Origin of the sequence: Brevibacterium casei CIP 102111 (genome assembly GCF_900169275.1) — a bacterium.
Lineage (GTDB): Bacteria > Actinomycetota > Actinomycetes > Actinomycetales > Brevibacteriaceae > Brevibacterium > Brevibacterium casei.
On the sequence record NZ_FXZC01000004.1, the window covers coordinates 273,563 to 294,353 of the forward strand.

Sequence of the window (20,791 nt, forward strand, 5' to 3'; positions counted from 1 at the left end):
CATGCGTGCAGGCGAAGTGTCCGAGGTCAGCCAGGACTACCTCAAGGCGATCTGGTCAGCGCGCGAGTGGGGCGGGGACCCGATGACGGCCACCGAACTCGCCCAGCGCTTCGGCACGACGAAGGCCAACGTCACCGAGGTCCTCAAACGGCTCGACGAGCTCGGCCTCATCCACCGGGTGCCCTACCGTCCGCCCGAGCTCACCGCCGCGGGGGAGACGATCGCCGTGTCGATGGTCCGGCGCCACAGGCTCATCGAGACGTTCCTCGTCGAGTCGCTCGGCTACAGCTGGGACGAGGTCCACGACGAAGCCGAGTCCCTCGAGCACGCCGCCTCCGACCTCCTCATCGACCGGATCGACGAGTTCCTCGGGCACCCCGCCGCGGACCCGCACGGGGACCCGATCCCCGGCCCCGACGGTGCCGTCGAGTCACATAGGACCTCGCTCCTCCTCGCCGAGGCGGACCCGGGCACGTACGTGGTGCTGCGGGTCTCCGACGCCGATCCGGAGATGCTTGCGATCCTCGCCGAGGCGGGACTCCGCCCAGGTGCCGCCGTTATCGTCGTCCCCGGTGCGGGTGAGGGCATGGTCGCGGTCGCCGTCGACGGCGGCGCGCCGACCGAGATCGAGTCGGCGGCCGCCTCGGCGGTTTATCTGTCCTAGTCAGGCAGTGCTCCTTTCAACTCACCCCTGCCGGCGGGGAAGGTTCCACCGCGGCTGCGGCTGACTCTTCTTCCCGTGCTGGGGCATGTAGCCGCGCTCGGCCTGCAGGTGGGCCTTGTCGTGGCTCTTCGCCGAGGTGTCGACTCCCGGGATCGGGGCCTCGAGCCGAGCGGCCGGCTTCTCGACGCCGACGATCGGCAGCTCACCGGTGATGACGGGCTTGTCCTTCGTCTGAGCGTTCTTCTTCGCACCTTTGTCGTTGCGCATTGTCTCTTCCTTTCCTCGTGCCTTCTCCGGCGTGGTGGTGGTCCTCTGCGTCCGGCGTCCGGTCGGTCGTCCGGCCGGTGTCGCAGGGCTGCTGGCAGACAGGGCGGTGTAGAGCCCGGCCCACTGTTCGGGGGTGAGTTCGCGGGGCAATGCGTCTCCTCTGATGTGATGGCGGTCCATGGTCGATTGCAGTCGTCGTCGGTCGGCGAGCTTCATGTGGGTGAGGATTCCTTTCATTCCGCGTCCGCGCCCGGTGAAGGCCGCGTGGACGAACTGCTGGTAGGAGGACCGGTCCCGGTGGGGGACCAGCCCGGTCGGGAGGCGGTCGACGGTGAGGATGCCGCCGTCGACGCTCGGCTTCGGGGAGAACGCGTGGGCCGGGACCCGCTCGATGAGGCGGAAGTCGAACCAGGGGCTCCACTGTGCGGTCATCATCGTCGCCCCGCCCACTCCGGCGCGTTTGCGTGCGACCTCCCACTGGGTGAGGAGCACCGCTGTCCGCCACGTGCGAGCGCGCAGCAGTCGCCGGAGGATGGGCGTGGTGAGGTGGAAGGGCAGGTTGCCGACGACCACCTCGGCGTCGAACCGAGTTCTCAGAGCATCGGCGTGTTCGACTCGTGCGCGGGGGAATCGGTGTGAGAGTTCACTGATCCTCGTCTCGTCGATCTCCACGAGGGTGAGCGGCCTTCCGAGCCGGTAGAGCTCGGCGGTCACGGCACCCGCGCCGGGTCCGATCTCGAGGATCGAGCCCTCGGTGCCGCGGGTGAGGCTGACGATCGTGGCGATGTGGCTGTGGTCGCGGAGGAAGTTCTGGCCGAGTTCCTCTCGGCCGCCGGCCCGCGAATGCGGACGCTGGGAATGGGATCGCATGGCGTGGTGCTCCAGGAATGGGATGGAGAGCACCCGAGGCTGCGGAATGCGAAGACACTGGTGAGATGCCGGGATCCGACCGTGATGGCGGGATCGGACAGTGTGTCTTCGGTGGTTGCCGCGTCGCCCGGATGCCGATGACTATCCGGGAGGACAGCGCGCAACTGCGTGATCGGTGACAGCCCGACCCGAGAGAGGATCGGGGTTCCTGTTCAGGTCGCGACGGGTATGAGTGCCGACGCGGTCAGCTCCGGCTGAGGGCGATGCTCAGCGGCTGAGGAAAGATCGAGGAACGTGCGCGCTGTCAGGCGCGGCGGTCACGGATGTAGAAGTTGAGCGCAGTCATTGCGCCACGATTCAATGTTCCCATGAGCGCCAAGGTAGCACAGGTGGCCGCGCGCGGGCCAGGGTTCGCGCGAAGTTCGTCGGGCTGAGCCCCGGCGTTCGCCGAGGGGACCAGTCCGGCACCAGGGGACCGTCTCGGAGTGGTCCGGTCGCCGTTACGCGGTCCGCTCGGCCATCCCGCCGCCGGCCGCCCCGCCGTCAGCGCCGTCACCGACCCCTGCGTCTGCGGCAGCGAGGTTGAGCTGCCACGACACTCCATACCGATCGTTGAGCCACCCGAAGGGCCCGAACCCGTAGTCGCCCAGCGGCATGAGCGCGTGCCCACCCCCGCCGAGGAGGCCGGTCCACAGCCGGTCGAGCTCGGCCTGCGACGTCGCCCGGTAGAAGAGCGAGAGGGCCGGGGTGAAGCCGAACCCGTGCGGAACGGGACTGTCGATGATGTTGACCTGCGTGCCTGCGATCGCGAACGTGGCGAGGCGGACTCTGCCGTCCATCGCCGGGTTCTCGGGCCCGTACCGGTCGATGAGGACGACCTCGCCGCCGAAGAGGTCGACGTAGAAGTTCAACGCCTCCTCGGCGCGCCCGTTCTCGAACATGAGGAACGGTGAGAGCTGCTGGATCCCTGACATGATCTGTCCCTTCGCCGAGGTGGTCTCCGCCTGCCGCAGATCGCGCGGCAGGCGTGTCGGTGGCTATTCGATGACTTCTCCGCGGATGGTCTCGCCTCCGCCGTCATCGCGGCGGGTGAAGCGCGGGTCCGCGGCCATGCGCGACTCGAGCGCGCGCAGACGGCTGCCCACCCAGATGAGCGCAAGGCCGACGACGGCGATGAAGATCGAGAGAGTGACGATGAGGGTGGTGATGCCCGTCTGCGGGGAGAAGAGGAACACCATGCCGAGGACGATGCCGGCGACGGCGATGACGGTGATGAGCCACCACGCGCGCACGCCCATCTGCCGGACGAAGAGTGAGATGCCGATGCCGAAGACGCTGAGCGCGATGATGGCGAGCCCCGCGAGGACGGTGACGACGGCGGCGAAGAGCATCGGGGCGAGGAAGACGACGGCCGCGAAGACGATCATGAGCACCGACCGGAGGACGAGCGCGCCCGAGCGTCCTCCGCGCGGGGCGAGGACGAGCGAGGTGACGGCGATGAGCGCGACCCAGCAGGCGAAGATGCGGGCGACCACCTCGGCGGTGGCATGCGGCCAACCCAGCATGAGGACTCCGACGAGGAAGGCGATGACCCCGTTGACGATCACGACGGTTCCGGTGCGTTTGAGTTCCATGGACCAAGCCTAGTCAGCGGGAATGGAAGGAGGCTGAGCACCGGCCCTCGCGAAGCTCACGTCGGCTGCTTGCGCTCCCGAGTACGGGCGCTGCGGCGCTGGGTCCGCGGTGTGACCGTGGTGGGGATGCCCACCTCGGCGGGGCTGACCGCATGCCACGGTGTCCGCGAGCTCGACGCCGGGCCCATCGTCGCCGGCCGGGGGACGTCGGGGGTCTCCGGCATCTGCGGAGTCCCGGGCATCTGCGGGATGTCGGAGACGGGGACCTCGGGAGGCCCGGTCGGCCGGGCGGGCGGTGCCGGACGGTCGGCGGAATCGTCGAGCCATGGCAGGTCGACGTCGAGTCCGTCGGTGCGCTCTTCGTCGGGTGCGGAATCCGCGAGCGCCCGGACGACCGAATCGAGGTCGTCGAGGGAGAGCTTCGCGGCCTCCATGAGGTGGGCCACATCGAGGTCGGGGACCGCCTCGGCGAGGTTGTCCGACCCGGAACCCTGCCAGGCACCCGCAGCACCCTGCCCGGCACCCGCGGCACCCTGCCCGGATCCCGTTGCTCCCGCGGGTGACTGCGGGGTATTCGCCTCGAGGAACCGGAGGAGTTCGACGGGGAAGGGAAGGACAAGGGTGGAGTTGCGCTCCGAGGCGACCTCGACGATCGTCTGGAGCAGGCGCAGCTGGAGGGCTGCCGGGGTGTCGGCCATGGCCCCCGCCGCCTGCGAGAGTTTGTTCGACGCCTGCAGCTCACCGTCGGCGATGATGATGCGTGAGCGGCGTTCGCGTTCGGCCTCGGCTTGGCGGGACATCGAGCGCTTCATCGCCTCGGGCAGGGCGACGTCCTTGATCTCGACGCGGTCGATGTGGATGCCCCAGTCGACGGCGGGACTGTCGATCATGATCGCCAGACCCTGGTTGAGGCGCTCCCGGTTGGTGAGCAGATCGTCGAGTTCGCTCTGCCCGATGATCGAGCGCAGCGAGGTCTGCGCGACCTGCCCGACGGCGAGATTGTAGTCCTCGACGTCGACGATCGCCTTCCGGGGGTCGACGACCTTGAAGTAGATGACCGCGTCGACCCGGACGGTGACATTGTCGCGGGTGATGCCGTCCTGTGCGGGGATCGGCATGGTGATGATCTGCATGCTCACGCGTTGGAGTCGGTCGGCGAAGGGGATGATCGCGGTGAGCCCGGGCTCCTTCGCCTCGCCTCTGACGCGGCCGAGTCTGAAGAGCACTCCGCGTTCGTACTGCCGGATGATCTTGAGGCTGTTCGCGACGGTGATGGCGCCGACGGCGACGAGACCGATGAGGATGTAGAGGAACAGCATCACGATCGCCTCCCCTGACGAATGCTGTCCTTACAACGCTAGCACCGGGAGGTGGATTTGCACCCGGCATCTGTGCAATCCTCGGCCGATTGCCGAGTTACCTCAAGATTCCTGCCGCTCCCGAGCGAGGAGGCGCCGGCCTGCGGGGTAGGCGGCGAGTTCCGCGGGGAGGCGGACGCGCCGTCCCGAGGCGAAGGTTGCGAGGATCTCGCCGAGGCGGCCCTCCGTGCCGTCGTCGCCTTCGGTGCCGGCTCCGCCGGGTGCCGAATCGCCGGGCGCCTGGTGGCTGGCGGGAGCTGCCTGCCCGCCGTGTTCGAGACCGATCCGGCGCAGGGTCTGCTTGGCGACGGGGACGGGGGAGTCGAAGAGGGTGATCGCGCCGGCGCGGGCCGCGGTGATCCGGTCGGCGACGAGGCCGTAATGCGTGCAGCCGAGGACGATCGTCTCCATCCCCGGGTCCATCTGTGACAGCGCCGCCTCGATCGCGGCGTCGATCGTGGTGACATCGGCGGCGTTGATCGCCTCGGCGAGTCCGGGGCAGGCGATCTGGGCGACGGAGAGGTCGCCGGCGAAGGTCTCGATGAGCGTGCGCTGGTAGGAGCTGCCGGTCGTCGCCGGGGTCGCCCACACCGCGAAGTCCTGCCCGGTGCCGGCGGCCATCTTCACCGCCGGGACCGTGCCGATGACGGGGATCGCCGGCTCGTAGCGGGCGCGCACGGCCTCGAGCGCCTGCACCGAGGCGGTGTTGCAGGCGATGACGATCGCGTCGGGCTCCCATTCGGCAAGCAGAGCCGCCGAGGTGAGCACACGCTCCTCGAGGTCCTGCGGGCTGAGGCTGCCGTAGGGGGTGTGGTCGGGGTCCATCGCGAGGACGAGGTCGGCGTGCGGGGCGAGGTGGAAGAGCGCGTCGGCGGTGCCGAGGAGCCCGAGGCCCGAGTCGAGGAGTCCGATGCGGGTCATGCGTGGTCGGTGTCCTCGTCAGAGGCGTCATCGTCGGCAGTCACCGGCTTCGAGCGCGGGTGCGCGAACTCCCTGATCTCCTTGAGATGCGCTTTGGTCAGACCGTGGGCGAAGTCGGGGGCGATGATCTTCAGGCGCTGCGCCGAGTACCTCTCCGTGAAGTACTGCCTGGTCACAGGGGCGGCGAGATCGTCGTCGATCCACACCGCGCGCTGGTGGCCGTGCGAGTCGAGCCACTCCTCCATGGCGCGGGCCTTCCACCACTTCTCCGGGTCGTTCGCGTAGCGGTTGTGCGTGTCATCGGGCATCTCGATGACGTCGAAGGAGTTGCGCAGACCGAACTTCGGTTCGAGCTCGGTCTTGCACCGCCTCGACCACGTCGAGAGCCAGACGACATCGACCTCGTGGGTCTCGACGAGGCGGTCGAAGAACTCGATGACCGCGGGCCGGTAGTGGAGTTCGAAGTCCCAGGCCTGCAGCTTCTTCCGGCCTTCGGTCATGAGCCGCAGCTGCGGGACGGGGTAGGAGTTGAGGACGCCGTCGACGTCGAGGAAGACGGTGACATGGCGGGCCTGCCGACGCGCCGAGACCGGCGACGAGGATGCAGCTGCCATCGTTCCTTCCTGAGAGCGGCGGGGGCGACCGGCTAGTCTGAGCCCAGGTCGACGTTCGATCCCAGGATACCGCCCACCTGCTGAGGGCGGTCTGGGCGCGATGTGCCGGGATGTTCGCCTGTCCGCTCGCCCACCGCGCCAGGGGTGCTACTCGTCCAGCCCGTCCTCGATGGCGAGGTAGGGCTCGAAGACGGCGCGGATGTCGTCGGTGAGCGGGGTCGGGCGCCCGGTCTGACGGTCGATGTGGACGAGGACGACGTCGGAGTCGAAGACCTTCCTCCCGCTCTGCTCGCCGATCGTATTCACCGTGAACGACGAGGTGCCGATGCGCTTGACGCTCACCGTGAGCCTGAGTTCGGGGCCGTACATGACGGGGATGAGGTAGTCGATCGACTGGTGGGCGACGAGGAGTCCGCCGCCGGTGATGTGGGTGGCCTTCTCCTCGTGGAGCCAGCGCACGCGGCACTCCTCGATGAGTGTGATCATCCGCGCGTTGTTGACGTGCCCGAGCAGATCCTGGTCGGACCAGCGCACCTCGGGAGAGTACTCGAATGTCTTCACTCCGCACCGCTTCCGTTGTCGAAACTGATCGAACGTTCTACAGTAAATCAGGATGGGCCGAGGAAAGGGAAATCGATGACGATGCCACCGGAGACGGGCACGAGGAGCGCACCCGGGACCGCGAGCGACCCGACCACCTCGGCGACGGACACGACCGCCTCGGCGTCGGACTCGGGGATGCTCGACGGGGTCCGCGTCCTCGACCTCGGCGGCATCGGACCGGGTCCGTTCGCGACGATGATGCTCGCCGACCTCGGTGCCGAGGTCATCCGCCTCGACCCGCCTCAGGCCACGGGGGAGGCGATGAACCCCGTCCTCGACCGTGGCAAGAAGTCCGTCATCGCCGACCTCAAGACGTCTGAGGGAATCGCGCTCGCCCGCGCCATCGCCGCACGATCGGACATCGTCGTCGAAGGCTTCCGACCCGGGGCCGCGGAGCGCCTCGGCCTCGGACCGGACGACCTCCAGGCCCTCAACCCCGCCCTCGTCTACGGGCGCATCACCGGCTACGGGCAGGACGGGCCGAAGTCGCAGAAGGCCGGCCACGACCTCGGCTACATCGCCTCGACCGGTCTGCTCGCGCAGCTCGGGCGCGCGGACGGTCCGCCCCAGTTCCCGGCCAACCTCCTCGGCGACTTCGGGGGCGGGGGCATGCTCCTCGTCGTCGGCGTCCTCTCGGGACTCACCCGGGCCCGGGTTAGCGGGGAGGGCACGGTCGTCGATGCGGCGATGATCGACGGCGCGAACCTCCTCTATGCGATGATGCACGGCTTCGCCGCGATGGGCCTGTGGCGCCACGACGCCCGGGGCCACAACCTCCTCGACTCCGGGGCCCCGTTCTACGACGTCTATCCCACCGCCGACGGTCGCCACCTCTCCGTCGCGTGCATCGAGCGGCCCTTCTTCAACGAGTTCGTCCGAGCTCTCGGCCTCGAGGACGAGCTTCCCGAACCGCTCGAGTCCCTCGACCACTGGCAGCCGCAGCACTGGCCGGCCCTGCGCGCGATCATCGCCCCGGCGATCGCTGCGCGCTCCCTGACCGAACTCGAGACCCTCTTCGCCGACCGTGACGCGTGCGTCGAACCTGTCCTCACGATGGCCGAGGCGAAGGCCGATGCCCACAACGTCGCGCGCGGGCTCTTCGCCCCCGACGCCGACGGCGTCGACCAGCCCGCCCCCGCGCCCCGGTTCGCAGGCGCTGGGACCGGGCGGTCACCTCGGCGGGCTCCGAGGATCGGGGACGACACCGCCCAGGTGATCGCAGGTCTCGGCCGATGACGACCACGACCCGCCCCGTCCGGACGGTGCGGTAGGGTGAGTGGCGCCGGAGCGCCGCGGCGCAGCCGGATGAACTTTCCCCGACGGAGCTGAGCAGTATGAGCAATGGGACGCAGTCGATCGACCGGGCGGCCGAGATCCTCTCCCTCGTCGTCACCGCGGACGAACCGATCTCGTACACCGACGTCGTCGAGGCGACGTCGCTGGCCCGATCGACGGTGTCCCGGCTGCTCTCCGCGCTCGAGCGCAACGGCCTCGTCGAACGCAACTCCGCCGGCCTCTACCGCGGCGGCTCCCTCTTCGCGACGTACGCCTCCCGCTTCGACCGGGTCGAGACCCTCGTCGCCGCCGCCGATCCGATCCTCCAGCGGGTGAGCGAGGAGACGGGGGAGACCGTCAACCTCGCCGTGCCGAGCTCGAACGCGGTCGTCCAGGTCGCGCAGGTCGATTCGACCTTCGTCCTCGGGGCGACGAACTGGGCCGACGTCACCGTGCCCGCGCACGCCTCGGCGCTGGGGAAGGTGATGTATGCGTTCGGCGCCATTCCCGTGCCCACCGGCCGGCTCGAACGGCTCACCGCGCGGACCGTGGGGTCGCGCAGGGAGCTCATGTCCGACCTCGCCGAGGTGCGCGACCGCGGGTACGCCGTCGCTCACGAGGAGTTCGAACCGGGTCTCGACGCGCTCGCCGCTCCCGTGTTCGGCACCGATGACCAGGTCGTCGCGGCCGTCGGCATCTCCGGACCGACGATGCGCATCGCCGAGAACCACGACCGGTTCGGCGAACTCCTCATCGCCGAATCCGGTCTGCTCTCCCGCAGCCTCAAACGCAAGGTGAGCAGCCGGTAGGTCTCCCTCACCCCTCGCCGAGGTGGTCGAGCTTGTCCGGATTGTTCACCTGGCGCATCCCGCGGATGAGGCCGCCCGTCCCGAGTTCGATCTCGAGCACCCGCACCTGATCCTCGTGGACGACCGCGAGACCGAGACCGCCGTTGACCTCAAGGAACCTCGAGAAGTGGTCGCCGTCGAGGAGTTCGGGGGTGAGCACCCCGGCGAGGAAACGGACGATCTTCTCGGCGCCGAAGATCGGGTTGAACGCGCTCGGCACCTTCCCGCCGCCGTCGCTCCAGTACACCGCGTCATCGGCGAGCAGTGCCCGCAGCGTGGCCTCGAGATCGGCGCTGTGGATGGCGTCGACGAGGCGCCGCAGCGCCGCCGGGTCCGCCGGCCGCGAGACCTCGCGGTCGAGGTCGAGGCGACGTGCGGCACGGGAGATCAGCTGCCGCACCGCGGCCGGGGACTTGCCGAGGATCCGGCCGACCTCCTCGGCGGGCATCGCGAAGGCCCTGGAGAGGACGAGGGCCGCGCGGGACTCCGGGGCGAGCTGTTCGGCCAGGTGGAGCAGCGTGATCGAGAGCAGCTCGCGGTTGGCCACGGCCTCCTCGGGGAGCTGGTCGGTGGCGATGGGCTCGGGCAGCCACGGGCCGGGGTAGTCCTCGCGGATGCTCGCGAGGTGCCGGGCGCGGTCGATCGACTTGCGCACGCCCACGGTCGTCAGCCACGCCGGCCACGAGCGCACGCGCTCAGGGGAGTCGCGCTCCTCGACGATCGCTGCCATGCCGACCTCGGAGACGACGTCCTCGGCATGGCCGACGTCGCCGAGCATGCGGTAGGCGATGCCGAAGAGGCGCCCCCGGCTCTCCTCCCAGGCCACGGTCGCCGGCGACCGGGTGTCGGTGATGTCCACGGACATCAATGTAGACCACCTCGGCGGGACATCACCGGGGCTGCGCGGATTCGGCGTCGACGACGGGGACCGTCTCGGTCGAGATCGCCAGCCGGTTCCACACATTGATCGTCGAGATCGCCATGAGGAGGTCGCCGAGCGCCTCGGGTTCGAAGTGCGCGGCGACGCCCTCCCAGATCTCGTCGGTGACGCTGTCGGGGCTTATCCTGGTCACCGCATCAGTGAGGGCGAAGACGCTGCGCTGGCGGTCGTCGAAGATCGCGCCGGTGTGCTCCCACGCGGCGACGGCGTTGATGGTCCGCGCCGGAACGCCGAGGGCGGCGAGGTCGGTCGAGTGCATGTCGACGCAGAAGCCGCAGCCGTTGACGATCGAGGCGCGCAGTTTGATGAGGTCGTAGAGTTCGGCGCCGAGCGCCTCCCGGCAGTACGTGTCCATCCGCGCCACGGCGGCGTACGCCTTCTGGTTGACCTGGTCGAGGCTGATGCGGGTCATGGGATTCCCTTCGGTTCGTTGGTGTCGGTCTGTCGGGCACACTCGCGCACCCGGCACCAGAGATGTCGGATGGGGCACGAAAAGTGTGACAGCTGAGCGAAGAACCGCGGTGGACGGGTGCGAGACGACCCCCTCGGCGAGGTGGGGCAGCGGAGGCGAACCGGGTCAGGAGACGAACGACGAGGAGTCGGGGTCCCCGAGGAGCTCGAGCTGCTTGCGCCGCCACGCCTCGGTGTCCTTGACCTGGTTGAACGTGTAGATGTGGAGGCCGGAGACGTCCATGTACGGGTCGGCGAGGACAGGGGAGAGGCGGTCGAGGAACTTCCGCGGGTTGTAGCCGCCGGGCCGAGCCATGCGGGTGAAGGTTCCGGTGTTCTTGCGGAGGAAGCGCGTCGACTCACCGACGCCGATCTTCGCGGCGACCTTGGCGAGCTTGGCGAGCTCGACCTTGCCGGGGATGCCGAGGATGAGGGGCAGTTCGATGCCGCGGGCGCGGACGCGGGCGAGCCACGTGCTCACGACCCCGGGATCGAAGCAGAGGTTGGAGACGATGTGGGTTGCGTAGTCGCGTTTGTCCCACATCGCCTGGACGGTGACGTCGTCGGGGATGAGCGGGTGCGATTCGGGGTACGCGCTCACCCCGATCCGTGAGATCGGGGGCGCCATGCTCGTGAGGTCGACGAGGAGGTCGAGGGCGCTCGCATATCCGCCGGCCGGTGGGGTGGCGTCGCCGGCGGGGACGAAGATCGTGTCGATCCCGGCGTGTCCGATGCGGTCGATGATCTCCGTCAGCTCGGTCCGTCCTTGGACCATGCGGGCGGCGATGTGGGGGACGGCGTCGTAGCCGAGGGCCTGGAGCTGCTCGGCCGTGGACAGGGTCGCATCGAGGCCGAGCCCGGTCGATGCGGTGACGGTGATCGTCCGACCTGGGGCGACGTGGTCGGTGATGCGGTCGATGATGCCTGAGGTCGGCAGGATCTCGTAGCGCGCGGAAGTGAGCAGCGAGCGCAGTGCAGAGGCAGACAACGGTGTCTCCTTCCAGCAAGGCAACGTGTGGTGAAGATCGGTTGCGATCCCCCGGCTGAAATTTCCGGCCGGATGTCCTTGCGTCTTCTGTGCCGTCGATTCTACACTCAAACCACCCATAATATGGGAATTGAGTTCCATAATATAGAACTGTGTATGCAGGGGGAACACCATGGACAATAACGTTCCATCCGTTGATCAGAGCGACAGAGCCGTCCCGATCAACCTGAGACAGTCCGGCCCGACCCCAGTGGAAATGCTCATCGACACCCGGGTGCGCAAGTCCCCGTACTGGGAGCTGTCCATGCAGCAGGGCTGCTGGAGGGCCTCGATCTACAACCGCATGTACCACCCGCGCGGCTACATCCCTCGTGAAGAGGGCGGAATGATGGCCGAGTACCAGCCCCTCGTCAATGACGTCACCCTGTGGAATGTCGCCGTCGAGCGGCAGATCCAAGTCAAGGGACCCGACGCCGAAGCGTTCGTCGACTACGTCATCACCCGGGATGCGACGAAGATCCCGGTGATGCGGGCCCGGTACGTCATCCTGTGCAACGAGGCGGGAGGGATCCTCAACGACCCGATCCTCCTGCGCGTGGCGGTCGACGAGTTCTGGTTCAGCCTCTCCGACTCCGATCTCATGCTCTGGCTCCAGGGCGTCAACGTCGGCAAGAAGTTCGACGTGACGATCCGGGAGATCGATGTCGCGCCGGTGCAGGTGCAGGGACCGAAGTCCGTCGACGTCATCGCCGACCTCGTCGGCGAGGAGGCGCGTGAGCTGCCGAGCTACGGGCTCATGGACGCCCAGGTCGGCGGTCACGACGTCATCATCTCCCAGACCGGGTTCACCGGTGAGAAGGGGTATGAGATCTACCTCAAGGATGCGACGAAGTACGCCGAGGACATGTGGAATGCCGTGCTCGCCGCCGGCGTGCCCTACAACCTCCGGGTCGTCGCGCCGAGCCACCACAGGCGGATCGCCGCAGGCATCCTCTCGTGGGGCCAGGACATGGACTTCGAGACCTATCCGTTCCAGGTCAACCTCGGCTATCAGGTGCCGCGGAAGAAGGAGGCCGACTACATCGGCAAGGAGAGGCTCGAACAGGTCCGTTCCGAGATCGAAGCAGGCAAGCCGCCGTACAAGACGCAGCTCGTCGGGCTCGTCGTCCGCGGCAAACCGATCACCGACTACGCGCCGGACTTCTGGCTCGTCAGCGACACTCCGGACGGTGAGGCTGTCGGCTACGTGACCTCGCCGTGGTACTCGCCGGAGCTCGAGTCGAACATCGCGATGGCCCACGTCCCCGTCGCGCAGGCCGAGCTCGGCACCGAGTTCTGGGTGCATCTGCCCGAGCCGTACGCGGACACTCCCGGTGAGCCCGTGCGCGCCGAGGTGGTGGAGATGCCGTTCCGCCCGAGCGTCAACCCCAACCAGCGGGAGCGACTCAAGGTCAAGGGCCTCGACGCGGCCATCTGAGAAGCCGCCCTCCGATCCGGGCGCGGTCACTGTGCGAGAAGCCGGTGGCCGCGTTCGCATGTCCGGACGGGTTCGTGGCAGTGCGCACCCGCAGCGACACGTCCTACCCTTAGCGGCACTCCGCACCCGGACGCTTAAATCGCCCCCGCGGCTCGGCACCCCGCACCCTTAGTGCCGAATCCTCCTGTTGCACGGGGAGGATTTGCTGCTGCGGGTGCCGGAGCCTCACCGGGCGGGCTTCGTCCACGCGAGCGTGTATCGGAACCCCACCCGATGCCGGAAGTCCGCGCCGGGCAGGTGACGGCGGGCCGCCTCGGCGACCTGGTCGAACGTCGTCGTCGGATCGGTGACGGGGAACGGATCGGGTTGGCCCCCAGCGGATCCGGGCCGCCGCAGGTCCCCTCGCCGAGGCGGGAGATTCTTCGCGATCCCGATGACCGGATTCGTCACCGCCGAGATCCCCTCCCACAGGTAGTCGCGGGGCGTGGCCGAGAGCGCGAGGCCGACGACGAGGAGCCGACCACCGGGGGAGAGGAGGCGGGCTGCCTCGGCGAGGGTCTCGTCGACATCGACGTGGTGGAGGGCGGCGACCATCGTCACCAGGTCGACCGGCTCGGGCTCCGTTTCCGGGCCGAGATCGGGAAGCTGGGCATCGTCGACGGCGACGTTGTCCAGCCCTGCACAGCGAGCTCGCGCATCGGCACGCATCTGCGCCGAGGTGTCGGTGCCGTGGACGTGCCGGAACTCCCCAGCGAGTTGGGCGAGGAGTTCACCCTGCCCGCACCCGAGATCAAGCGCCCCGCGCCTGCGGGCGGGCAGATTCGCGAGGATCCAGGGATGGAAGTGGTCGTTGTGGCTCCACGGGAACCGGTCGTTGAGACGGTCGAGGGCGGGGGCTGCCCGACCGAGGATCCGAATCGCCCGCTCCGCCATCCGCGATCTCATGCGCCCGCCTCGGCGCCCGGCCGACCCACCGCCTTGGCGCCCGGCCGACCCGCCGCCTCGGCGTCTGGCCGACCCGCCGCCTCGGCGCCCGACGCACCCAGCTCGCCGGACTCACCGGAACCCGTCGGACTCACCGCCGCTGGGACCGGGACTTGACCTTGGCGAGGAGTTCCGCCTCGGCGTTGGGGCCGGCCTTAACCCCACCGGGGAGGCGGAGCATGAAGATGATGCCGACGAGGAGCCAGGCGGCGAACATCGCCCACGACTGCCAGGCCAGCTGCGCTGAGAACGGAGTGATGGGGATGTAGAGGATGAAGAGGACGAGCGTGAGGACGGCCGCGATGACGCCGATGACCATACCGCCGCCCCCGGCCCCGCCGATGCGCAGCGGACGGGCCATGTCAGGTTCGTTCTTCCGCAGGACGATGAAGGCGATGCTCACGAGGAAGTAGGCGATGACGATCGCCGGCGACCCGGCGTCGACGATCCAGCCCAGCGCCGCGGCGCCGAGGAACGGAGCGAGCGCGGAGAGGATGCCGATGAAGATGATCGAGTTGACCGGGGTGCGGTACTTCGGGTGGAGCTTGCCGAACCATGCGGGGATCATCCCGGCCACAGCCATCGCCCACATCAGCCGCGAGGATCCCATGAGGAACGCGTTCCACGAGGTGATGATGCCGGCAAGGCCGCCGGCGATGACGATCTTGCCCCAGACGTCCGAGCCGAACATCGCCGAGAGCGCATCGGCGGTGACGAGGTCGTGGGCGGTGAGCTCGGAGGCGGGGATCGCGAGCGAGGTCATCCAGATGATGACGATGTAGAAGGCGATCGCCATGAGCACCGAGATGACGACGATCTTGCCGATCTTCCGCGCGGGCAGGTTGATCTCCTCCGCCGACTGCGGAATGACGTCGAAGCCGACGAAGAGGAACGGGACGACGGCGACGACGCCGATGAACCCGGCAGCACCGCCGGTGAAGAGCGGCTCGGTGTTCGCCGGGTCGCCGCCGACGAGGCCGCCGGTGAGCAGGAGGAGGGCGACGATGATGAGGAACGAGACGACGAAGGTCTGGACCAGGGAGGCCAGCCGCACGCCTCGGATGTTGATCCACGCGATGACGATCGCGGTGACCGTGCCGATGAGGGCCCACGTGAGGTAGACGTCGGTGTCGGCGATCGTCCACAGCTTGATGTACTCGAGGTCGGGGAAGAGGTAGAGCGCGGTCCGCGGCACGGCGACGGCTTCGAACATGACGACGCTGATGTAGCCGCCGGTGATCGCCCACGACCCGAAGAGGGAGATCTTCGGGCCCATCGCCCGGATGAGGTAGTTGTGCTCGCCGCCGGCGTGCGGCATCGCGGCGACGAGTTCGGAGTACACCGTGCCGACGAAGCACATGATGATGCCGCCGACGGCGAACGCGAGGATCGCCCCCAGGGTCCCCGCCCCGGTCAGCCATTCCCCGGTGAGGACCACCCAGCCGAAGCCGATCATCGCGCCGAAGCCGATGAACAGGGCGTCGACGGTGCCGAGCGCCTTGACGAAGCCGTGGCCCCGGTCGTCCGTCTCTGCCTGCTGAGTGCTCATGGCGTCTCCCTCATCGTGTGCCGCTGACCCCGCCGAGGTGGCCGACAGCGGCCCTTGCCCGTCCCCGTGGGTACATGCACAGTAACAGGATTCTGGGAGTTTACTCGGTGGTAGTTGAGGGATTTCGGGGCCTGATCGCGGCAGGTGCTAGATTTCCTCTGTGCAGAGCACACATCGAAATGCAATCGTCCGCGTGGTGCTGGGTTACCTGACGGCGTTGGTCGTCGGGACCGGTCTGCTCATGACCCCCGCCGCGACCGTGGCGCCGGGCGGGATCTCCCTGCTGTCCGGACTCTTCACCGCCACCTCGGCGCTCAGCGTCACCGGACTCGTCGTCCTCGATACCGGTCAGGACTTCACGTTCTTCGGCCAGATCGTCATCCTCAGCCTCATCCAGGTCGGCGGCCTCGGGGTCCTCCTCCTCACGACGCTGCTCGCCCTCGTCGTCGCAGGCCGGGCAGGCCTGCGCCTGCGCCAGTCGGTGGCCTCGGAGACGAAGAGCTCGGGGATCGGCGGGATCAAGCCGATGGTCCTGCGCATCATCGCGCTCACCCTCACCACCGAGGCGATCGTCGCCGTCCTCCTCTACCTGCGGTTCCGGTTCTTCTACGGCGACCCCGTCGGCGAGGCGGTGTGGAGTGCGATCTTCCATTCGATCTCCGCGTTCAACAACGCCGGTTTCGGTCTCAACGCCGACAGTCTCATGGCGTACGTCGCCGACCCGTTCGTCACCGGTCCGATCGCGCTCGCCGTCATCCTCGGCGGACTCGGCTATCCCGTGCTCATCGAGCTCTTCCGCAAGTACCGCTTCCCGCTGACGTGGAACATGACGACGCGTGCGGTCGTCGTCGTCACCCCGATCCTCCTTCTCACGGGCACAGTCTTCATCGCCGCGATCGAATGGACCAACCCGGCCACGCTCGGTGCCCTCGACTGGTGGGGGAAGATCCAGGCGGCGTCGTTCCAGTCGACGATCACCCGCACCGCCGGCTTCAACTCGATCGACATCTCTCAGATGCACCCGGCATCGTGGTTCGGCATGGACATCCTCATGTTCATCGGCGGCGGTCCCGCCGGCACCGCCGGCGGCGTGAAGATCACGACCTTCGTCGTCCTCGCTGCGATGACGTGGACCGAGGTCAGCGGCGGCCGGGCGGTCAACCTCTTCGGCCGCCGGGTCTCCCGTTCGGTGCACCGTCAGGCGACGACGGTCATCGTCCTCGCCCTCGGACTCATCGTCGTCTCGACGATGGCGATCATGCTCAACGCCCCGGACCTGCGCTTCGACCGGATCCTCTTCGAGGTCGTCTCCGCGTTCGGCACCGTGGGCCTGTCGACCGGCATCACCGCGCAGCTGCCCGCCTTCAGCCAGGCCGTCCTCATCGTCACGATGATCTTCGGTCGCCTCGGACCTGTCACCGTCGCCTCGGCGCTGGCTCTGCGCTCCCGGCCGATCCGCTACGAACTGCCCAAGGAGCGCCCGCTCATCGGCTGACCGGCGCTGTCAACCGTGAACTGTGACCACGTGAAAGGACACTGACATGAACGAGAAGTCCTGGCTCGCCCGTCCGGCGGCCTTCTTCGCCGGGGATGCCAAGCCGATGGCCGAAGCCGGTGCCGTCGCCGTCATCGGCCTGGGCCGGTTCGGCGGCTCGCTTGCGGTCGAGCTCGCCAAGCACGGCGTCGACGTCATCGGCATCGACAGCGACGAAGCCGTCGTCGCCGAGTACGCCGACAAGCTCGCGCACGTCTCCCGGGCCGATGCCACCGACGAGGAGGTGCTGCGTCAGCTCGGCATCGATGACGTCAGCCGCGTCGTCATCGCCATCGGCAGCGACCTCGAGGCGAGCATCCTCGCCGCTTCGCGCATCCTCAAGCTCGGCAACCGGCACATCTGGGCGAAGGCGATCAGCGAGACCCATGCGGAGATCCTCCACCAGCTCGGCATCCGCAACGTCGTCCGCCCTGAGAACGACATGGGTCGGAGGTTGGCCCACCTCATCCGCGGGCACATCTCCGACTTCCTGCCCATCGACGAGGACTTCGTCCTCGCCCGCACGACCCCGCCCGTCCGGGTCTCCGACGTGCCGCTGGCCTCCCTCGGCGTGCGTGCCGCGTACGGCGTGACGATCGTCGCCGTCAAGCGCGCCGGCGGGTCGACGTGGGACATCGCCGACCGGGACATGACGGTCTACGCCGACGACGAGATCCTCATCGCCGGCCATCCCCGCGAAGTCGAGGCCTTCAGCGAACTCGACAAGGACAGCGACGGGTGAGCAGGCAGGCCTGAGAACGAGCCCACGGGGGCAACTGCGCGGCCCGCGATGCGAGCCTCAGAGATCCCACCGATGCAGTCGCCAGGCTGCCGCCGCCCATCCGACGGCCACCCACGCGGCGAGGACGACGACCGCTGGGACGACGCCGAGGTTCTCGGCCGATCCCACCTCGGCGGCACCGCTGATCGTGTGAACTGCCGCCAGCGGCAGCAGGGGTTGAACGAGCACAGCGAGCGCGGATGGCAGCCACGACGCCAGCGTCGATGCCACGATGAGCCCGAGGGCTCCCAGCAGCCCGGCGGCCAGAGAACCGGCGGCTGCGGCGATGAAGACCGCGAGCACCGCGAACTCGACCGGCATGAGGATGCTGCCGAGAAGGAGACGGACATGATCGGGGGCGGTCGCCTCGGCGAGGGCGGCTGACCATGGCGCTCCCGTGACAGCGGTGGCGAACCCGACGGCGACGAGGGTGACCGCGGCGGCGGTGAGCAGCGCGGCACCGGCTGAGACGCCGGCGGCGACCACCGCCTTCGCTGTGATCACCACGGAGCGGCGAGGCAGACGGACGAGCGCCTCGGTGATCGCTCCTGTGCGGAACTCGATGCCGACGAACCACGACGCCAGGACGACGAGGACGATGGCGGCGACGTCAAGTCCGAGCACACTGGCTGAGAGGACATCGACCACTTCGGCATCGGCGAGCGCGGTGCCCCGGGTGACGGGAAAGCTGAGGATGAGCACGGCTGCGGCCACGGTGCCGAGGATGACGGCGGCTGCGGTGAGTCGTCGTGCGGTGGGCAGACTGCGGAACTTCACCCATTCGGAGCCGAGGACGTCACGCAGTCGTCCTGCGGATGCGGGTTCGGTGGCTGGCAGGGTCAGGGACGTCATTCAGCTCTCCTCGGTCGCGGGCTCGGTACGGTTCGTCAGCTGGAGGAAGATGTCCTCGAGGCCGGGATCGACGGTGCGCAGCTCGTCGAGCTCGACCTCGAGACGGATGCTGTCGCGGTGGACGTCTCGCGGCCTCGCGCCGGCGACGAGTGCTGTGGTGCCGCCGTCGGTGACGGTGACCGTGCGCCCGGCGGCACGCTGGCTCGCGATGAGCGGATCGAGCTCGGGTCCAGTGACCGAGACGCCCCGGTGGGTGAGCGACCGCAGTTCGGCTAAGGAGACGTCGGCGACGAGCCGGCCTCTGCCGATGATGATGACGTGGTCGGCGGTGAGTTCCATCTCCGAGAGGAGGTGGCTGGAGAAGAAGACGGTGCGTCCGGTGGCGGCGAAGTCCTGAAGGAACGTTCGCAGCCAGGTGATGCCTTCGGGGTCGAGGCCGTTGAGCGGCTCATCGAGGATGAGCACCTCGGGGTCGGCGAGCACGGCGGCCGCGAGACCGAGGCGCTGCCGCATGCCGAGAGAGAGGTGGACGATGCGCCTCTTCCGCGCGGAGGACAGTCCCACACGGTCGAAGAGTTCGGTGATTCGTCGGCTCCGGCGTGCGGCGGGGATGCCTGAGAGTCTGGCGATCGCGTCGAGATGAGCCTCAGCGGTGAGCCCGGGCAGCATCCTCTCGGTCGTCAGCAGGGAACCGGCAGCAGACGCAGGGGCCGAGTGCTTGGCAAGGGGTCGACCTCCGATGAGAGCCGTCCCGGAGTCCGGAGTCGTCAGACCGAGGATCATCTGCAGTGTCGTCGACTTCCCGGCCCCGTTCGGCCCGAGGAATCCGGTGACGTGTCCGGGAGTGACATCGAAGTCGAGTCCGTCGACGACGCGCGAGCGACCGAAGCTTTTCGTCAGGCCCCGGACACTGATGCCGTCTGTCAGGGGTGGTCGCGGGGGAACCCGGAGGGGTGTGCGGAGCAAGTCGGACACGTCCGCCGTATCCGGGGGTGGAGGCTGTTTTTGCGGTATATGCATACTGTAATATTGATGCAATTTATACATATTGTAAAGATGCAAGTTGGGCATATTGTAAAATGGCGGCATGCCGAAGATCGTCGATCACGCCGCCCGACGCACAGAGATCGTCCATGGGCTGTGGCAGGTCATCTACACCCGCGGCATCGACGCCGTGACCTTCAGGTCCGTCGCCGATGCCGCTGGGATCTCCATCGGTCGAGTCCAGCACTATTTCCCCTCACGCGAAGGGCTCATCCTCGAGGGATGCCGGCAGCTGGTGGCAAGTGCCGAGCTCGGCGACGGAGACGATGCGGGGGATCGGGTCGCTGAGCTCACGGAGTTCCTCCATGCCTTCATTCCGGGCAGTGAGGCGAGGAGGATGGGTGCGTCCGTCTGGTTCACCTACGTCGCCAAAGCGGTCGGCGACCCGGACATCGCCGAGATCGTCGTCGCCAACGATCGCAGGACGGAGGAGGCGGCGACGGCGAAGGTGGAGCGAGCAGGTGTGAAGGGCGACGGGTCGGTGCTGTCGGCTGCCGATGTCGCAGTGCGTCTTGTCGCACTCGCCAAGGGGCTGGCCCAGGACGTCATGCTCGACGTCCGCTCGCCGGCCTCGGCCTATCGGATCCTCGATGACGAAGTCGAACGGGTCGTGTCGTAAGCGGCTCGGCAGTGACGACTCAGGCGACCGGGTGGAAACCCGGTCGCATGAGATGAGAAAGGAAGCGTCCCGTTGCGGGAGGGGTCGTTGCGAGGCTGCACAGTCGTTGACCGTTCAGTCGCCGAGGTCGACGACCTCGAACTCGAGGAGTTCGGCACCCGTCGACACGGGCTCCTTGCCGGTCGACTCGTGCGAGGACTTGCGGTTGGCCTTCCAGTTCTCGAAGTCCTCCTTCGTCGCCCACTGGGTGTAGACGAAGTAGCGGTCGCCGCCGGCCGTGGGTCGTAGCAGCTGGAAGCCTTCGAAGCCCGGGGCGTTGTCGACCGAGTGCTTGCGCGCGGCGAAGCGCTTCTCGAGCTCGGGTCCCGCGTTCTCGGGGACGGTGAGGGTGTTGATGGCGACGACCGACATGTCTTCTCCTTGGGTGATCGACGGTGTGGCTGCTGTCGCCTCCGACACTACGACCGCACCCTGGGCCGGAGCTGGGCTGTCCGCATGCGATCGCGGTGCGTCTCGCCG

Annotated in this window: 21 protein-coding genes and 1 pseudogene; 7 read left to right on the forward strand and 15 right to left on the reverse strand. The window is 68.2% G+C overall.

Annotated features, from left to right (window positions below; all coding sequences use genetic code 11):
* Position 1: 1 nt before the first annotated feature.
* A complete protein-coding gene (locus tag BC102111_RS11110; protein WP_095375150.1) occupies positions 2-664 on the forward strand; it encodes a metal-dependent transcriptional regulator in 663 nt (220 codons plus the stop codon).
* 363 nt (positions 665-1,027) lie between these two features.
* Here BC102111_RS11110 and erm read toward each other — a convergent pair.
* From erm to BC102111_RS11145, 7 genes and pseudogenes are all read right to left on the reverse strand, one after another.
* Positions 1,028-1,801, reverse strand: a pseudogene (erm, locus tag BC102111_RS11115) (23S ribosomal RNA methyltransferase Erm); the annotation flags it as partial.
* 500 nt (positions 1,802-2,301) lie between these two features.
* Complete coding sequence (locus BC102111_RS11120) at positions 2,302-2,775, reverse strand: VOC family protein (RefSeq protein WP_009377508.1); 474 nt, start codon at positions 2,773-2,775, stop codon at positions 2,302-2,304.
* A 63-nt stretch (positions 2,776-2,838) separates the two neighbouring features.
* On the reverse strand, positions 2,839-3,435 hold the full coding sequence (locus BC102111_RS11125; protein WP_101624350.1) for an HdeD family acid-resistance protein: 597 nt from the start codon (positions 3,433-3,435) through the stop codon (positions 2,839-2,841).
* A gap of 56 nt (positions 3,436-3,491) precedes the next feature.
* Positions 3,492-4,754 (reverse strand): slipin family protein, encoded by a 1,263-nt coding sequence (locus BC102111_RS11130; RefSeq protein ID WP_101624351.1) that lies wholly within the window; start codon positions 4,752-4,754, stop codon positions 3,492-3,494.
* A 102-nt stretch (positions 4,755-4,856) separates the two neighbouring features.
* Entirely contained in the window at positions 4,857-5,714 is an 858-nt protein-coding gene (locus BC102111_RS11135) for a glutamate racemase (RefSeq protein WP_101624352.1), read from the reverse strand.
* Complete coding sequence (locus BC102111_RS11140) at positions 5,711-6,328, reverse strand: HAD domain-containing protein (RefSeq protein WP_101624353.1); 618 nt, start codon at positions 6,326-6,328, stop codon at positions 5,711-5,713. The genes BC102111_RS11135 and BC102111_RS11140 overlap by 4 nt, the downstream gene beginning before the upstream one ends.
* A 147-nt stretch (positions 6,329-6,475) precedes the next feature.
* Positions 6,476-6,889 (reverse strand): acyl-CoA thioesterase, encoded by a 414-nt coding sequence (locus tag BC102111_RS11145; protein WP_063248991.1) that lies wholly within the window; start codon positions 6,887-6,889, stop codon positions 6,476-6,478.
* 75 nt (positions 6,890-6,964) lie between these two features.
* On the opposite strand from BC102111_RS11145, the gene BC102111_RS11150 reads away from it, so the two are divergent.
* Both BC102111_RS11150 and BC102111_RS11155 read left to right on the forward strand, forming a co-directional pair.
* Positions 6,965-8,167: a CaiB/BaiF CoA transferase family protein gene (locus tag BC102111_RS11150; protein WP_101624354.1), complete on the forward strand. Its 1,203-nt coding sequence runs from the start codon at positions 6,965-6,967 to the stop codon at positions 8,165-8,167.
* A 98-nt stretch (positions 8,168-8,265) separates the two neighbouring features.
* Positions 8,266-9,015 (forward strand): IclR family transcriptional regulator, encoded by a 750-nt coding sequence (locus tag BC102111_RS11155; RefSeq protein WP_101624355.1) that lies wholly within the window; start codon positions 8,266-8,268, stop codon positions 9,013-9,015.
* A gap of 7 nt (positions 9,016-9,022) precedes the next feature.
* Here the strand turns inward: BC102111_RS11155 and BC102111_RS11160 are convergent, their stop codons facing one another.
* The 3 genes from BC102111_RS11160 to BC102111_RS11170 form a co-directional block, all read right to left on the reverse strand.
* Positions 9,023-9,913 (reverse strand): sigma-70 family RNA polymerase sigma factor, encoded by an 891-nt coding sequence (locus BC102111_RS11160; protein WP_373270482.1) that lies wholly within the window; start codon positions 9,911-9,913, stop codon positions 9,023-9,025.
* A 31-nt stretch (positions 9,914-9,944) separates the two neighbouring features.
* Positions 9,945-10,406: a carboxymuconolactone decarboxylase family protein gene (locus BC102111_RS11165; RefSeq protein WP_095375141.1), complete on the reverse strand. Its 462-nt coding sequence runs from the start codon at positions 10,404-10,406 to the stop codon at positions 9,945-9,947.
* Between the two features lie 165 nt (positions 10,407-10,571).
* A complete protein-coding gene (locus BC102111_RS11170; RefSeq protein WP_095375140.1) occupies positions 10,572-11,432 on the reverse strand; it encodes a methylenetetrahydrofolate reductase in 861 nt (286 codons plus the stop codon).
* A 256-nt stretch (positions 11,433-11,688) separates the two neighbouring features.
* On the opposite strand from BC102111_RS11170, the gene BC102111_RS11175 reads away from it, so the two are divergent.
* Positions 11,689-12,909, forward strand: a complete 1,221-nt coding sequence (locus BC102111_RS11175) for a glycine cleavage T C-terminal barrel domain-containing protein (RefSeq protein ID WP_101624356.1) — start codon at positions 11,689-11,691, stop codon at positions 12,907-12,909.
* Positions 12,910-13,134: 225 nt separating this feature from the next.
* Here BC102111_RS11175 and BC102111_RS11180 read toward each other — a convergent pair whose 3' ends face one another.
* Positions 13,135-13,854, reverse strand: coding sequence for a class I SAM-dependent methyltransferase (locus BC102111_RS11180; RefSeq protein WP_232252545.1), 720 nt, complete (start codon positions 13,852-13,854; stop codon positions 13,135-13,137).
* Between the two features lie 130 nt (positions 13,855-13,984).
* On the reverse strand, positions 13,985-15,442 hold the full coding sequence (locus BC102111_RS11185) for an APC family permease (RefSeq protein WP_095375137.1): 1,458 nt from the start codon (positions 15,440-15,442) through the stop codon (positions 13,985-13,987).
* A 193-nt stretch (positions 15,443-15,635) separates the two neighbouring features.
* On the opposite strand from BC102111_RS11185, the gene BC102111_RS11190 reads away from it, so the two are divergent.
* Both BC102111_RS11190 and BC102111_RS11195 read left to right on the forward strand, forming a co-directional pair.
* A complete protein-coding gene (locus BC102111_RS11190; protein ID WP_232252546.1) occupies positions 15,636-16,937 on the forward strand; it encodes a TrkH family potassium uptake protein in 1,302 nt (433 codons plus the stop codon).
* A 46-nt stretch (positions 16,938-16,983) separates the two neighbouring features.
* On the forward strand, positions 16,984-17,718 hold the full coding sequence (locus BC102111_RS11195; protein ID WP_009377494.1) for a potassium channel family protein: 735 nt from the start codon (positions 16,984-16,986) through the stop codon (positions 17,716-17,718).
* A 57-nt stretch (positions 17,719-17,775) separates the two neighbouring features.
* Here BC102111_RS11195 and BC102111_RS11200 read toward each other — a convergent pair whose 3' ends face one another.
* Both BC102111_RS11200 and BC102111_RS11205 read right to left on the reverse strand, forming a co-directional pair.
* On the reverse strand, positions 17,776-18,609 hold the full coding sequence (locus tag BC102111_RS11200) for a hypothetical protein (protein ID WP_101624358.1): 834 nt from the start codon (positions 18,607-18,609) through the stop codon (positions 17,776-17,778).
* Positions 18,610-19,584: an ABC transporter ATP-binding protein gene (locus tag BC102111_RS11205; RefSeq protein WP_232252547.1), complete on the reverse strand. Its 975-nt coding sequence runs from the start codon at positions 19,582-19,584 to the stop codon at positions 18,610-18,612. It lies immediately after the preceding gene.
* 112 nt (positions 19,585-19,696) lie between these two features.
* Here BC102111_RS11205 and BC102111_RS11210 point away from each other — a divergent pair, with 112 nt between their 5' ends.
* A complete protein-coding gene (locus tag BC102111_RS11210; RefSeq protein ID WP_095375133.1) occupies positions 19,697-20,272 on the forward strand; it encodes a TetR/AcrR family transcriptional regulator in 576 nt (191 codons plus the stop codon).
* Between the two features lie 114 nt (positions 20,273-20,386).
* Here BC102111_RS11210 and BC102111_RS11215 read toward each other — a convergent pair whose 3' ends face one another.
* Positions 20,387-20,683, reverse strand: a complete 297-nt coding sequence (locus BC102111_RS11215; RefSeq protein ID WP_009377486.1) for an antibiotic biosynthesis monooxygenase family protein — start codon at positions 20,681-20,683, stop codon at positions 20,387-20,389.
* Between the last annotated feature and the right edge of the window lie 108 nt (positions 20,684-20,791).